Source organism: Acidobacteriota bacterium, assembly GCA_030697165.1.
Taxonomy (GTDB): domain Bacteria; phylum Acidobacteriota; class Vicinamibacteria; order Vicinamibacterales; family UBA2999; genus 12-FULL-67-14b.
In genome coordinates this window covers 185,500-199,688 of record JAUYQQ010000003.1, presented here as the reverse complement: position 1 = coordinate 199,688, position 14,189 = coordinate 185,500, and the positions used below count along the sequence as shown (strand labels likewise).

The window sequence follows — 14,189 nt, the reverse complement described above, 5'->3', positions numbered from 1 at the left end:
TTTGGCCGCCGCCGCTTCATCACCCCAAACCGACAAGGACCTGGCCTCGATCGCCGAGGCCCGGGCGCTTGCCCGCCGCGCCAAAGTGGCGCAGGCGACGCTGGCCGAGTGTTCCCAGCAGCAGATCGATCGCATTGTCGAGGCCATGGCGCTGGCCGTCAGGCCCCATGCCGAAGCACTGGCGCGGCTCGCCGTCGAAGAGACGACGTTTGGCGTGATCGCCGACAAGATCCAGAAGAACCTGTTCGCGTCGCAGCGGGTGTACGAGTTCATCCAGCCCATGAAGACGGTCGGCGTGATCAACCGCTTCGACGACCGCAAGATCATCGAGATTGCCGAGCCGTTCGGCGTCGTCGCCGCGGTCATTCCGTCGACCAATCCCACCTCGACCGCGATCTACAAGATCCTGATTGCCATCAAGGCGCGCTGCGCGGTGGTGATGACGCCGCACCCGTCAGCCGCCCGGTGCATCACGCGGACCGCCGACATCATGTACGAGGCCGGCCGCAAAGCCGGGCTGCCCGAGGGGGCCATTGGCTGGATGACCACCGTGACGCTCGAGGGCACCCAGGAACTGATGAAGGCCCGTGAGGTGTCGGTCATTCTCGCCACCGGCGGCATGGGCCTGGTTCGCGCTGCCTACAGCGCGGGCAAGCCGGCGTACGGCGTGGGTCCTGGCAACGCGCCGTGCTACATCGAGTCGAGCGCCGACGTCCGCAAGGCCGCCAACGACATCCTGACCGGCAAGTCGTTCGACAACGGTGTGCTGTGCTCGTCTCCCAACTCCGTCGTGGTGGATGAGGCGGTCGAGGCCGAAGCCAGGCGCCAGTTCAAGGACCAGGGTGGTTACGTCCTGTCGCCCGCGGAGGCCGACACGCTGGCGAAGCAGCTGGTGACGCCGCAACGGCTCCCCAACCCGGCGTTTGTTGGCAAATCGGCGGTCCATATTGCCCAGCAGTGCGGTATTGCCGTGCCGGCCGGCACCAGGGCCTTGATCGCGGAACTGACGGGCGTCGGCCGCGACTTCCCGCTGTCGATCGAGAAACTGTGCCCGGTGTTGTCGTACTACGTGGTCAAGGACTGGCGCGAAGGCTGCGAGCGGTGCAAACAGATTCTGAAGTACGGCGGGATGGGCCACACCATGTCGATTCACTCGCAGAACGATGCGGTGATCCTGGAATTCGGCCTGCACAAGCCGGCCTACCGCATTTGCGTGAATACGCCGACCACGCACGGGTCGATTGGACTCACGACCGGTTTGGACCCGGCCATGACGCTCGGCTGTGGCGGCTTTGGCGGCAATATCACCTCGGACAACATTTCTCCGAAGCACCTCCTCAACATCAAAAGGGTCGCGTACGAGTTGCGACCTGCCTCGGCTTCGCCCTCAGTGCCTAAGGTGCCTAACGTGCCTGAGGTGCCTAGGGTGCAGTTGCCGGGTGCTCCAGCTCTTCCCAAGGCACCCACCAAGCCACAACCGGATTCGATCTCTGCCGATGCCCTCACCAATCGGATCGACAGGTTCCTCGCGACCCGCGGGTTAGCACCCGCCAGGGCACCTGAGGCACCTAAGGCACCCGATGCACCCTTGGCACAGGGGTCCGAGCCAGAGAGATTCGTGTGCGAGGAGGATGTTCGCTTGGCGATTCGCGAGGGACGAAAGCTCCTGATTGGCGAGCGAACTATAGTCACGCCCTCGGCCCGGGATGCCGGCGAGGCCGCGCGGGTATTCGTCCAGGCCGGCTGGCCTGCCGTAAACAGCTGAGCCGTAACAGGTTGACCCCAAGTTATCGTCGTGCTACCCTGCCTCGGGTCGGGTACTTACCACCAAAATATTGAATGCCGAGCCCTTACTCGCTCCCCATCGCGTTCCTATGTTGCACATCGGTGTTCGCCGGTTGCATCACAGGCTCAGGCGCGAAGACGGTCCAGGTCATTCCGCAGCCACCCGCGGCCGTGGCGCCAATCCCGGTCGCGCCGCCCGCGTCGGATCCGGTCGATCTGCTCATCGCCCAATCTGACCGCCACTTCGCAACTGGCCAGCAGGAGTTGACCTTCGGTCACCTCGTCCGCGCCCGCGCCGAGTTCGATCGGTCGTTGGACATCCTGCTCGAGTCGGCCGACGGCGCCCGAGCCGATGTCCGGCTGCGCGAGCACTTCGACCGGCTGGTGGACCGCATCAGCGTACTCGAGCAAATCGCGCTCGAGAAGGGCGACGGTTTCACCGAAACCCGAACGGAGCCGGCGTCCATTGATGCGCTGCTCGCCATCGAGACCTTCGATGCCGCCAAGCCGACCTTGGCGACTGCTGCCGCCGTTGAGGCGGACCTCGAAACGACGGTCCACGACATTCCGATCCCGACCAACGACCGGGTGCTGCGCTACGTCGAGCTCTTCCAGGGCCGGTTGCGCGAGTTCCTGACCGAAGGCCTGTCGCGCGGCGCCCAGTACCTGCCCATGATCCAGGCGACGTTCCGGGCCGAAGGCCTGCCGCTCGATCTCGCCTATATCCCGCTCATCGAAAGCGCCTTCAAGCCATCGGCGCTGTCGCGCGCCAAGGCCCGCGGCGTCTGGCAGTTCATGCACGGCACCGCCCTCGAGAATGGCCTGAAGGCCGACTGGTACATCGACGAGCGCGCCGACGCCGAAAAGGCAACCGTCGCCGCGGCCAAGTACCTCAAGACCTTGCATCGCATGTTCGAGGATTGGCACTTGGCCATGGCTTCGTACAACGGCGGTCCCGGCCGGGTGAAACGGGCCCTCACGCGGAGCCAGAAGAACGACTTCTGGCAGCTGACCGCTACCAAGCAGTACCTGCCGCGCGAGACTCGCGATTACGTGCCGATGATCCTGGCCGCGGTAATCATCGCCAAGAACCCGGCCCAGTACGGCTTCGACATCGAGCCGATGGTGGCGCCGGCGACCGAGACCGTGAAGGCCCCGGCCGCGCTCGACCTGCGCCGCGTCGCCGAGTGGGCCAGCGTGCCGGTGGACGACATCCAGAAGCTCAACCCCGAGTACCGCCGCTGGACCACCCCGGTCAAGGCGGGCGAGTACCAGATTCGCGTGCCAGAGGGCACGGGCGATCGCGTGCGCGAGGGCCTCGCCGCTTCGGCGCCCAGCCAGCTGAACGCCTTGCAGTGGCACACCGTCAAGAAGGGCGAGACGCTGGCCACGATTGCCAAGAAGCTGCGCGTCAACCGCACCGACCTGGCCGAAGCCAACTACCTGAGGGTGAATTCGCGGGTCAAGACCGGCGGCAAGCTGCTCATTCCGCGCATGCCGTCATCGGCGCTCTTGGCGAGGGCCTCGTCGGCCGACCTCGAGAAAGCGGCCGCCGCGACGGTGGCAGAGATTCTGGAAGAAACCGCGGCGCTGCCGGAACCGGCTGCTGCCAAAATATACCGTGTGCGCGCCGGCGACACGCTGTCGGCCATTTCCCGGAAGACCGGTACCTCGGTCGTGCAACTGCAGCGCTGGAACAAGATGCGCGGCACCAGGCTGAACATCGGCGACCGGCTCATCGTCCAGCCACCCGCCTCCAAGACCGCTAATCAATAAACAGCAAGAGGTAAGGAGTTTCTCCTTATCTCTTGAACTCCTGTGATGGGCTCTACGCCAGTCTCGAGTCGCTGTGCTTGCGCAGCGACTTGATGCCCTGCTCGATGCGCTCGGCTACTTCGCGCTCGCGCTGCAGCGCCCGCAGCGTGTTCTGCGCCTCCTGCACCATGAAGTCGAGCCGGGCCAGCTTCTCGCCGACGTGATCGATCACGGCGCGCTGTTCGCCCAGCATCTCCAGGTTGACGTTGATGTCGTCGAGCAGGTTGGTGATGGTATTGGCGCGCGCCTGCACCTCTTCCACCACCTTGCGGCGCGACTCGATGTCGGCAATCTTGGTGTCGGTATCGCTGACCCGGTCCAGCAGGTCTTCGACCTTGCCGCGCAGGTCGGTGACCTCGGCGCGATGGTCGGTCACAAACTGCAGGTCGGCCTTGCTGCGGCTGCTGATCTTGTGGACGCTCTCCACTTCGGCCTTGACCGCCTGGACCAGTGATTCCTTCTCGGCGATCAGCTTGATCTTCTGCTCGACCCCTTCGGTGGCGCGCGTGAGGTCGCTCAGGCGCAACTCGAACGTGGTGATCTTCTTTTCCGAGAACGACAGCTGGGTGCGCCGCTGTTCGAGCTGCTTCACCATGGTCTCGGCACGCTTCAGCTGGTCCTCGGCCGCTTCGGTCTGCGCCACGGCATCGCGCTGCCGGGCCTGAACGCTGGCCAGTTCGGTCAGGAGCTCTTCCTTGATGCCGGCTGCGCGGCCCAGTTCGTCGCCAACCGTCTGCACCTGCTTGAGCCGCTCGGTGGTTTCCGCCGCGAGCGTCTTGCTCTGCTCCACCAGTTCCGTGAGCCGGGCCTGCTGTTCGTGGACCGCCGTCTCTTCCTGCTTGACGGCGGCCACCAGCTGTTGCGACCGCGCGATCGATTCGCCGAGCGTCGTCACCTGCGCCGTCAGCGGCAGCAGGCGCGCCTGCAGCGCGGCCACGCCGTCGAGCTTCTGTTGTGCGTCACCCACCTGCGTGCCGAGCGTGTCGCACAGGCTCTTCAGGCTCTCGACCTCGTTGCGCCGGGCCAGCTGTTCGGCCAGCTTGCGATCGACGTCGGCGGTGACGACGTGGAGGTTGTTGATGCGGCCTTCGAGCTTCTCGATGAACTGCAGCCGCGCGCCGACGCGCGTCAGCTGCGCGTCGAGCTCGGCGGCCAGTTCGCCCAGCCGCGTCGCCGACTTGGTGCCTTCGTCCACGGTCGCCATCTTGCTCAGCACCGCGTCCATCTTCGACTCGAGTTCGGGCGTGCGGCTGAGCAGCGTGGTGGCGCGCTCGCCAAATGCCTCGAGCGCCGCGCGATCGGCCGACAGCTTGTCGCGCAGCACCGACGCTTCGGCGTAGGACTTGTGGAACTCGGCAATCTCGCCGCGCAGCGTGTCGAGGTCCTGCCGCGACTGCTTCAGGCTTTCGTGTTGCGCCATGGTGCGGCGGCTGATCTCGTCGACCTGCGCCAGCCGCTCGCCCAGTGCTTCGAGCGCGCCCTGCTTGCGGGCCATCTCCTCGGCTTGCGCCATCAGCGTCTGGAAATCCTTGCTCAGCTCATCGGCGCGCTGGTTCATGGCCGACAGCGCCTTGTCCTTGGCAAGCACGCCGTCCATGCGGGTCTCGGCCTCGCCGACCGCATTCGACAGGCCGCGCAAGCGGTGATCGAAGGCGTCGAATTCCTTCTTGTCGACCGACAGCCGTTCGATGGTCGTCTTCAAATACTCCGACAGGCCGCGGCTTTCCTTGTCGAGGCGCACGAACTCGCGCGAGAATTCCTCGCGGGCCGTCGTCGCCGCCGACAACTGGGCGGTGGTCTCCTGCGCCAGCTTCTCCATCCGCTCGACGGTTTCTTCCGCGCGCGCCACCTGCTTGGCGCCCTCGTTCAGCTTCGAGATCTGCACGTCCATCGCCCACACCATTTCGTTCAGGCGGTTGGCCTCGACGACGGCACGTTCGACGGCGTGTTTCTGGGCCTCGAGGGCCTTGGCCTTCTGCGAGACGTGCTCGGCCAGGGCGTTGAGCGAGTTGAGCCGCTCTTCGGTGTTCTTGCTGAGTTCCTGCAACTGGACCAGCGGACCGAGCTTCTTCTCGATTTCCTTCACCGACTCGGTGGCGGCGGTCGAGTCGGCCTTGGCTTCGCGCGAGGTCTCGCGAATGCGCTGGAACTCCTGCGTCAGCTGGGCGCCGACCGAACGGACGGCGTCGAGCTCGCCCCTGAGCGTCGACACGCCCTCAACTGAGCGGACGACTTCGGCGGTCGAGACCTTCAGCTGGCCGCGCAGGTCTTCGAACGACGCGCGTTCCTTGCGCAGGGTCTCGATGGTGGCCTGGTTCTCGAGGGCCTGCGATGCCAGCTGGTTCACGGCGAGGCGGTGCTTCTGCAGTTCGCCGTCCGGGGCGGTGATCTTCTCGGCCACCCGATTGGCATCGGCCACCTGGTCGAGGACCTGGGCAATGCGCGTTTCGATCTGCTCGAGGCCTTTCGCGCGCTCGTCGTAGCCGGTGACCTTCTGGCCGAGCTCCTCGAGCCGTTTCAGCGCGAGATCCGCCTTCTGGCCGACCTGGTCGAGCGCCTTGCTGGTCTGGGCCAGCTTCGCGGTGCCGCCCGCCATTTGCGTCAGCATGGCGCTCAGCGCCGCGCGTTCCTCACGCGCCTGAGTGACCAGCGCCTGCAGCTCGTCGTGCTGCTGTTTCTTGTTGCCGCTATTGCCGCCGAAAAGTGCGTCGAGCATGCCGGAGAGTATATAGCGGGGGCGGGTCTGACGGAACAGGTGGCGCAGGCAGAAATTGCGCCATCCCCGAGGGCCGGGGACGTCGCTTTCTGCGACCCCCACTCACCCACTTTCGTCGGCCCGACCGTTTCTTCGCCTCAATCGCGTGCCGGGCCGGCGGCAGTCGGCTTGCAGTTCGGTGCGCATGCTGGCAACTGTCGAAAGCGCTACCGTCATTGGGATTGAGGCCTGCCGCGTCCACGTCGAGATTGACGTCAGCTTCGGACTCCCGCACTTCCAGTTGGTGGGCTTGCCCGACGCGAGCGTGCGCGAGAGCCGCGACCGCGTCCGGGCGGCGATCCGCAACTCGGGGTTCGAGTTCCCCGCGCATCGCATCACCATCAACCTGGCGCCCGGCGACGTGCGCAAGGCGGGACCCGCCTTCGACCTGCCCATCGCCCTTGGCATGCTGGCGGCGACGGGCAAGGTCCAGCCGGCCAGCCTTGCGGGCATCGTGCATGTGGGCGAACTGTCGCTGGACGGCACGATCCAGCCGGCGCGGGGCATGCTGGCCATTGCCGCCGAGGCCCGCCGCCACGGCGCCCGCGCCCTGCTCCTGCCCCACGACAACCTCCCCGAAGCCGCCGTCGTCACCGGCCTGAGGCTCCTGCCCGTCCGAACGCTCGTCGAGGCGGTCACGCGGCTGAACCAGGCACCGGATGACTGGCCGGTGGCACCCGGCACCCCTGGCACCCTAGGCACCGTAGGCACCGTAGGCACCGTAGGCACCGTAGGCACCTTAGGCACCTTAGGCACCCTAGCTCTGGATCTATCCGACCTCCACGGCCAATCCTTCGCCCGCCGTGCCCTGGAAGTCGCTGCGGCTGGTGGTCACAACCTGCTGATGATCGGTCCGCCCGGCGCCGGCAAGACCATGCTCGCACGCCGGTTGCCGGGCATCCTGCCGCCGCTGTCGTTTGACGAAGCCATTGAGGCGACGACGATTCACTCGGTCGCGGGTCAGCTACGTCCTGGCGTTGGCCTGCTCACCGAGCGGCCCTTTCGCGCGCCGCATCACACCATCTCCGACGTCGCCCTCGTCGGCGGGGGCTCCACGCCGCGGCCCGGCGAAGTCAGCCTCGCCCATCACGGCGTGTTATTCCTGGACGAGATGCCGGAGTTCGACCGCCGCGTGCTCGAGGCGCTGCGGCAACCGATCGAGGAAGGCCGCATCACGGTGTCGCGGGCGTTGCGTTCGGTGATGTTTCCTGCGCGCTTCGTGCTGGTCGCGGCCATGAATCCCTGTCCGTGCGGGTATCAGGGCGACCCCAAGCGCCAGTGCCGCTGCACGCCGCAACAGACCGCACGCTATCGCGGGCGCTTGTCGGGGCCGCTGCGCGATCGGCTGGATCTGATCGTGGAGGTCGAGGCCGTGCCGATCACGGCGTTGACCGAGGGACCGGCCGGCGAGTCCTCCGCCGCCGTGCGCGAACGGGTGCTCGCGGCGAGGGCGCGGCAACTCGCGCGCGGCGCCAGGGCCCGCGTCAACGCGCAGCTCGCGGGCACGGAGTTGAAGAAGCACGCGCCGCTCAATCTCGCCGGACGCCGCCTGCTCGAGCGTTCGGCCGAAAAGCTCCACCTCTCCGCCCGCGGCTTCCACCGCATCGTCCGCGTCGCGCGTACCATTGCCGATCTGGCCGGCGCCGAGGCCATCACGACCGAACACTTGATGGAGGCGCTGCAATACCGGTTCGTGGAGACCTCATCATGACTGAGCAACTCGAGAGTCGGTCCGACACCGTTAGATTGACATGGCCATATGGCCATGGCTATATAGGGGATATGCGAACTATCGCCGCCGGGAAGTTCAAGGACGTCTGCCTGCAAACGCTCGACGAAGTGGCGGCCAGCCGCCGACCGATCGTGATCACCAAGCGGGGGCGCCCGGTCGCCAGACTGGTCCCCATCGCCGCCACCAGGCGGACGCGAGCGCTCGCCGGCAGCATTGTGTCCGAGTCAGGCGACCCATTCAGCACGGGTGAGGTGTGGGATGCCGGTCGTTCTTGATACGCACGCCTGGATTTGGTGGGTCACCAACGACCGGCGGCTGTCGCGACGCGCCCGTGCGGCCATCCAGAAGCCCCTCGCCCGCGGCGAAGTCTGGATCTCGATGATTTCGATCTGGGAAATGGCCAAGAAGGTCGAGAAGGGCCAACTCGCGCTCGACCGCCCGCTCGATGATTGGTTCGAGGCCGCCCTGTCGGCCGAGGGCCTGCACGTCGCCGAAATGACGCGCCCGATTCTGGTCGACAGTTGCCGCCTGCCATTGCCCTTTCACGGCGATCCCGCCGATCAGATCATCGTCGCGACGGCGCGGTCGCTGTCGGCCACCGTGGTGACGAAGGATGCGCGGCTACGCGACTATCCGCACGTCCGAACGACCTGGTGAGCCGGCGCGGAGTTGAAGAAACACGCGCCGGTCACTTCACCGGCAGCCTGGCCTTCAGTTCCTCCAAGGCGAGGATCTGTCGCAGCAGATCGCGCGCGGGGCGATTCCACTCGATGAAGCGTTGCCGATTGCGCGGCAAATCGCCGAGGCGCTCGAAGCGGCGCACGAGCAAGGCTCATTGGGCCGCCTTCGTCAACAGCGCCGGCCAGTTGAGCAGGACTTCAATGGACGGGTCAGTGCGGCGGACGACGGCGCTGACAATAAACCGCTGGCCATCCGCCGTCATGTCGTAGGGTGGCGCGCCCGAGCCCTGATTGGTAAAGAACTGAAACAGCGGGGTCGATTTGCCGAACTCAATCGGCGCCGCCCCAATGACGGGAACGCCCATCAATGTGCCGTCGGGTGCGACATAAAATATCTCTTTGCCGTCGCGGCGCCATCGTGCAAAGCTGCCGCCGCCAGGCGACACTTGGACGCGTGGACCCGGATCGGGGAAGCTCTGGACGTAGATCTCAGTTCGTCCGGAAGTATCCGAACTATACGCGAGCCATCGACCATCGGCAGACAGCGTTCCTGAGGTTTCGCTCGCGGGTGTCTGAACGAAGGGGACCGACTGCCGATCGCCGGTCAAGCGCAACACGTGAATATCAAAATCGTCGCTGACACCCGAGCGTTGCCCCTCTCCCTCCTCCAAGATGACAGACGCCCCGTCGGCGGACACGTCGGTGGGGTGCGCGTGCCTGCCGACCGGTTTGTAGAGGCTGGTTTCGGCGCCTTCGGCGCCCGCGGCCATCTCGAAGATGACATCCTTGGAGTTCACGCCACGAGTGAAGAACAGCCGCCGGCCGTCGGGTGACCACCTCGGGTTAGCGCCGCTGCTGCCAACTCGCGAGAGGACCGCGCGCGTCAGTTCGAGGACCCACACGCCGCCATTGCGAGCCATCGCCACGCGACGTTGGTCGGGCGAAAGCGCCGGCGTGGTGCCACCGGCCGCTTGTTCGATGCGTTCGAGAATCCGGCCACTGCGATCGATCCATTCGAGTTGCGTCGCATCGGCGAGTCCGGCGGCACTCACGGGCCGATACGCGACGGTGCCGCGAGTGGACACGCTGAACTGGTCCGCGGCGTTCGGCGCCAGCTGGCGCGGTTCCCCGTTCAGCCGCAACGCGGCAACGTCCAATGCCTGGGCATACAGCACGCGATCGCGAACGAACAATAGATGCCCTTCGGCATAGCGGGCAATGGTCGGAAATGTGAGCAGCCGCGTTCGTGTCGTGGCATCAAATGTCGTCGCCCACGTCCCCGCCTTCGCGGGATCGGCGCTTTGCACGCTCTCCAGGAAGTAGCGGCCGCCAGGAAGAAACGCGGTCGCATCGTGTCGCTCGCCAGGGAGCGGTACGACCTGTGCCGCGGGCAGACCGCCGTTGGCGGCGATGCGCCAGAAGCCATTGTTGTCGCTGTAAAGAATCGTGCCTTCGGGTGTCCATACCGGCGACCGCGCCGCGCTCAACCGGGTCTGGCTCAGCACTTCCGGCATGCCACCGGCCACCGTCACTTTCTTAATGCGATAGGACGCCATGAACGCGAGCGACTTCCCATCAGGTGACCAGCCCAACGCCCGGGCGCCCTCGGTGCCGGGCAGGGCGCGTGCGCCGGCCGTACCCAGATCTCGCAGCCAGATGAGCTGCCCACCGTCGCCGAAACCAACAAACGCCAGCGTGCGCCCGTCAGGAGACAGCGCGATGTCGCCAGCGGTGCGAGAGACGATCACGCCATCGGTGTCGTGAATGCCGAACCGCACGACGTCGGCCGTCCGCGGCGCCAGCAATTGCGTCGCGACAGTCCAGACGGCGAGTCCAGTCACGACGGCTCCGATCGCGAATGCGGCGGCCAGCAACCAGGGCGTGCGGCCTCGCGACGACGGACCGTCGTGCAAGTCCGTCACACCGGTATCCAAACCGCGCGTCGCAATCGTGTCGTCAATGTCGAGGCGCGCCGCCGAAGCCGAGTCGAGGCGCCGCTTGCGATCCTTTTCGAGACACCGTCGGAGCAGCTTGTGGATCGGCGCGGGTACCGTTGGCGGCAGCGCTGACCAATCCGGCTGGTCTTTCAATATCGCGGCAATGACGTGCGAAACGGTTTCGCCTTCGAAGGCCGGCCGGCCGGTCAGCATTTCGAGCAACACCACGCCGAACGCCCACAGGTCGGTGCGCTTGTCGATGGCCTTGCCGGCAGCTTGTTCGGGCGACATGTACGCGGCGGTGCCGAAAATGATGCCCGCTTGCGTCGCATGAATTGAGAGGGTCGGCGAGTTCATCGCGGTGGCCGATGATCCGGCGGTCGGATCGACAGCCTTCGCGAGCCCGAAGTCGAGCACTTTGACGGTGCCGTCTGGCCGCACCTTGATGTTCGCGGGCTTCAGGTCCCGATGAATGATGCCGTGTTCATGTGCGGCTTCCAGCGCTTCGGCGATCTGCCGCGCAATCGGCAACGCCTCATCGAGTGGAATCGCACCGCGCGCGAGACGTTGTGCGAGATCTTCCCCTTCGACCAGTTCCATGACCAGCGCGAACGTGTCGCCCGCGTGTTCGAGGCCGTAGATCTGTGCGATGTGCGGATGATTGAGCGAGGCGAGGACTTCGGCCTCGCGCTGGAACCGCGCCAGCCGTTCGCGATCCTTCGCCACGTCGGCCGGTAGGACCTTGAGTGCGACCTCGCGCTTGAGCGTCGAGTCCTTGGCCCGATACACCTCGCCCATGCCACCGGCGCCCAGCAGGGAGAGGACTTCGTAGGCGCCGAGCCGGGTGCCAGGGGTCAACCGCGTGATTATAGGGCCTTACCGCGCCCGGGACACTTCTTGCTCAGCGGGCCGGGGCCGCCCGCGTTACGCCACGCGGAGCAGCAAACGCGGCGCTACCTTGCCTCGCCCGGCACGCGGTCTGCCCGAGGACGGCGATGGTAAACTGCCGCCATGTCCCCTGCTCCGGTTCGCCCATACTTCCTGTGGTGGACCGACCTCACCGAGGCTGGCTTCGCTCGTCGGCTGAACGATCCCGATCCCGCGATCCGTGCCTACTGGCTGGGCGCGCTGCTGCGCGAAGCTCACACCGCCGACGTCTGGCGGTTCACCACCCCTTCGGCGGTTCGTGCGCAGTGGCCGCATCTGGTGCGACACCTCGGTCGCAGTCGCGCGATGTGGGCATGGTTGCTTCAGATCGATCCAGGGGAGCAGACGTGGCCACCTTCGACCGTCGCATAGTCCAGCCCTCGACGCTGCGGTTCCTGCAGGTCTGCCACGCGCGGACGCCATTTCATCTGGCCGGAGGTGCGGCGCTGTCGGGCGTGCATCTGCGTCACCGTCTATCGCGCGATGCGGACCTCGTTTTCCACGATCGGCAGACTCATCGCGACGCCGTGTCCCTGCTTCCGGAGATCGCACCGGAGGCGGGCGTCACGATCCGAGTGGTCCGTGATGCCGGCACGTTCGTGCGCGGCGTGTTGACTGGTGCCGACGGTGAGGTGGACATCGACTTGGTGTTCGAAGCGGTGGCCGACATCGGCGGCCCGGACGTGGTTGAAGGCGTCCAAGTGGAATCGCTTGCTGACCGGCGGGCGAACAAGCTGACGTGCGTCCTCTCCCGGTCTGAGCCGCGTGACCTGGTGGATCTGCTGTTTCTGGATCGCGCCGGCTATCCACCGGAGGCGGATCTCACGCTCGCCCTGGCGAAAGACGCGGGAATTGATCCGGGAGTGATGGCCTGGCTGCTCAGTCGGTTTCCTGTGACGCCCCTGCCCCAGATGCTGGTGTCGCTGTCGACCGGCGAGCTGACGTCGTTTCGCGAAGCGCTGGCAGAACGGTTGCGGCGACTGGCAATCCCGGACTCCTAACGTCCGTACGGGGCTTGATTGCGCCGGCAGCCTGTCCTTCAGCTCCTCCAGCCGCTCACCACGGAGCCGTAGTCGACCCTCGGTTGCGCCTCAGTCCTCCTTGAACCAGAACACCCGGTTCACCCCGCCGAGCGGCATCGGCTCGCGGTTCAACTTCACCTCCACCAGTGTCGTGGTGTACGGAAAGAAAAACCGGATGTCATCGCGGCCGAGGTCCTCATCGAATTCGAGCACCGCATCCCACTTGCCCGCCTCGCGCGGGCGCGCCAGGGCGCCGTGGCTCGAGTCGAAGCCGTGGTAGGCCACCAACTCGGTGCCCGATTGCGCGATGACACGAATCGCCATGCCGCCCAGGTGCTTTGGCAGTTTGTCGAGATTGACGTGAAAGCAACGGAAGCTGCGATCGTTCTTGTAGGCATGCACATCGAGATCGAAGGCCGCGAGCGCGGCGAATCCCCGCGGGCCGACGGTGCCCATTTCGATGAAGTAGTCCGTGATGCCGTCGCCCCGCTCGTCAACCGCGTGGATCACGAACTGTTGCCAGCGGGTCGCGCGGGCGGCTCTGAGCGTCGCCGCATTGGCGGCGAGGTGACGTTGGCACCAGGCTCCATAGTCCGGGCCGGACGACACCGTCAACGCGGCCAGGATCATCTGCTGCAAGTCGTGAGACGGCTTCGTCAGGATCGATGCGTGATTGAGACCAGCCAGGAACACCAGCGGCACCGCGGTGTTCTTCCACGGTTCGATCTGGACGCGTTTGCGTCGTGAGGGCTCGACGGTCAGGTCGATCGCGATCTTGCGGCTGTTGAAGCCGACGCCCGACCACCGCACCGTGCCGTCGGTGCCAGGCTCGGTGACCGCCCGCCTCAGCCAGCCATAGTCTTTGAGGCCAACGAAGATGAAGGGAAATGGCGTGCTGGCGCTCTTGCCGTAGACAGCGGTGGACGACAGGAAGTCGTGATGGGCCAGGTCCCACGTGTACTGGCTGCCCAGTTCGAGTCCGGCCAGAACCTGGTCGCCGGCTTCCATGAAGTCGGGGCCGGGTTCACGTCCTCCTTTGAACATGGCGCCGAGCCAGCTTCGCCCCTTGTGCGCCATCGGGCTTCCAAACGTGGCCGGCGCCAGGCCGACCAGCCGCTTGAGCCGGCCCTGCCGCTGGGTGGCCAGGCGTGGGCTGCCAGCCGCCCCGCTCGTCCCCGCGAGCCACTCGCGAACCACCAGCATGCCGGTGGAGTGGACGATGGCGTCAAACGGCGCCGTGTCATTCAGACCGGCCTCCCTCAGTGCCCGGTCAAAGCCCTCGGCAATGTCTTTGAGGCTGACCTCGTTGCTGAGGGAGACGTAGTTACCGACGTGGATGGTCCGGGCGTCGTAGCCGGCCGCCGCCAGGAAGGTCCGCCAGCCTCCGAAGCTCTCCCCCTTGTCGCTGTAGCCGTGGACCAGGACGACCGGAAGCTTTGCCATACCCGGCTAGACGGCCGACTGCTCAGCTTTTCTCATATTGGAGACGAACAAACAGCGAAAATCTGCACAACTCGGCAATTTGCGTTTCGGGAT

The 14,189-nt window shown here is 65.9% G+C and carries 11 protein-coding genes; 7 read left to right on the top strand and 4 right to left on the bottom strand.

The genetic code is table 11. The annotated features are described in order from the left end of the window. Position 1: 1 nt before the first annotated feature. Both Q8T13_03700 and Q8T13_03695 read left to right on the top strand, forming a co-directional pair. Positions 2-1,765, top strand: coding sequence for an aldehyde dehydrogenase family protein (locus Q8T13_03700; GenBank protein ID MDP3716852.1), 1,764 nt, complete (start codon positions 2-4; stop codon positions 1,763-1,765). Between the two features lie 74 nt (positions 1,766-1,839). Continuing rightward, a complete protein-coding gene (locus Q8T13_03695) occupies positions 1,840-3,561 on the top strand; it encodes a transglycosylase SLT domain-containing protein (protein ID MDP3716851.1) in 1,722 nt (573 codons plus the stop codon). A 52-nt stretch (positions 3,562-3,613) separates the two neighbouring features. Here the strand turns inward: Q8T13_03695 and Q8T13_03690 are convergent, their stop codons facing one another. Next, positions 3,614-6,316 (bottom strand): hypothetical protein, encoded by a 2,703-nt coding sequence (locus Q8T13_03690; protein MDP3716850.1) that lies wholly within the window; start codon positions 6,314-6,316, stop codon positions 3,614-3,616. A 184-nt stretch (positions 6,317-6,500) separates the two neighbouring features. Between Q8T13_03690 and Q8T13_03685 the strand changes: the two genes are divergently transcribed. The 3 genes from Q8T13_03685 to Q8T13_03675 all read left to right on the top strand — a co-directional run bounded on the left by Q8T13_03685 (position 6,501) and on the right by Q8T13_03675 (position 8,744). Continuing rightward, entirely contained in the window at positions 6,501-8,066 is a 1,566-nt protein-coding gene (locus tag Q8T13_03685) for a YifB family Mg chelatase-like AAA ATPase (protein ID MDP3716849.1), read from the top strand. 71 nt (positions 8,067-8,137) lie between these two features. After that, a complete protein-coding gene (locus Q8T13_03680; GenBank protein MDP3716848.1) occupies positions 8,138-8,362 on the top strand; it encodes a type II toxin-antitoxin system Phd/YefM family antitoxin in 225 nt (74 codons plus the stop codon). Continuing rightward, positions 8,346-8,744 (top strand): type II toxin-antitoxin system VapC family toxin, encoded by a 399-nt coding sequence (locus Q8T13_03675; protein ID MDP3716847.1) that lies wholly within the window; start codon positions 8,346-8,348, stop codon positions 8,742-8,744. Before Q8T13_03680 ends, Q8T13_03675 begins: the two co-directional genes overlap by 17 nt. A 31-nt stretch (positions 8,745-8,775) precedes the next feature. On the opposite strand, the gene Q8T13_03670 is transcribed toward Q8T13_03675, so the two are convergent. Beyond that, on the bottom strand, positions 8,776-8,910 hold the full coding sequence (locus Q8T13_03670; protein ID MDP3716846.1) for a hypothetical protein: 135 nt from the start codon (positions 8,908-8,910) through the stop codon (positions 8,776-8,778). 9 nt (positions 8,911-8,919) lie between these two features. After that, positions 8,920-11,562 carry a protein kinase gene (locus tag Q8T13_03665; protein MDP3716845.1) on the bottom strand — a complete coding sequence of 881 codons (2,643 nt, stop codon included), beginning with the start codon at positions 11,560-11,562 and terminating at the stop codon, positions 8,920-8,922. Between the two features lie 153 nt (positions 11,563-11,715). Here Q8T13_03665 and Q8T13_03660 point away from each other — a divergent pair, with 153 nt between their 5' ends. Then, on the top strand, positions 11,716-12,003 hold the full coding sequence (locus Q8T13_03660; GenBank protein MDP3716844.1) for a hypothetical protein: 288 nt from the start codon (positions 11,716-11,718) through the stop codon (positions 12,001-12,003). Beyond that, a complete protein-coding gene (locus tag Q8T13_03655) occupies positions 11,979-12,632 on the top strand; it encodes a nucleotidyl transferase AbiEii/AbiGii toxin family protein (GenBank protein ID MDP3716843.1) in 654 nt (217 codons plus the stop codon). Before Q8T13_03660 ends, Q8T13_03655 begins: the two co-directional genes overlap by 25 nt. 90 nt (positions 12,633-12,722) lie before the next feature. Here the strand turns inward: Q8T13_03655 and Q8T13_03650 are convergent, their stop codons facing one another. Then, positions 12,723-14,096, bottom strand: coding sequence for a hypothetical protein (locus Q8T13_03650; protein MDP3716842.1), 1,374 nt, complete (start codon positions 14,094-14,096; stop codon positions 12,723-12,725). Between the last annotated feature and the right edge of the window lie 93 nt (positions 14,097-14,189).

Coding starts and splice junctions, on each gene's coding strand:
- Q8T13_03695 (MDP3716851.1), top strand. CDS start 1,840: ATGCCGAGCCCTTACTCGCTCCCCATCGCGTTCCTATGTTGCACATCG.
- Q8T13_03690 (MDP3716850.1), bottom strand. CDS start 6,316: ATGCTCGACGCACTTTTCGGCGGCAATAGCGGCAACAAGAAACAGCAG.
- Q8T13_03685 (MDP3716849.1), top strand. CDS start 6,501: ATGCTGGCAACTGTCGAAAGCGCTACCGTCATTGGGATTGAGGCCTGC.
- Q8T13_03680 (MDP3716848.1), top strand. CDS start 8,138: ATGCGAACTATCGCCGCCGGGAAGTTCAAGGACGTCTGCCTGCAAACG.
- Q8T13_03675 (MDP3716847.1), top strand. CDS start 8,346: ATGCCGGTCGTTCTTGATACGCACGCCTGGATTTGGTGGGTCACCAAC.
- Q8T13_03660 (MDP3716844.1), top strand. CDS start 11,716: ATGTCCCCTGCTCCGGTTCGCCCATACTTCCTGTGGTGGACCGACCTC.
- Q8T13_03650 (MDP3716842.1), bottom strand. CDS start 14,096: ATGGCAAAGCTTCCGGTCGTCCTGGTCCACGGCTACAGCGACAAGGGG.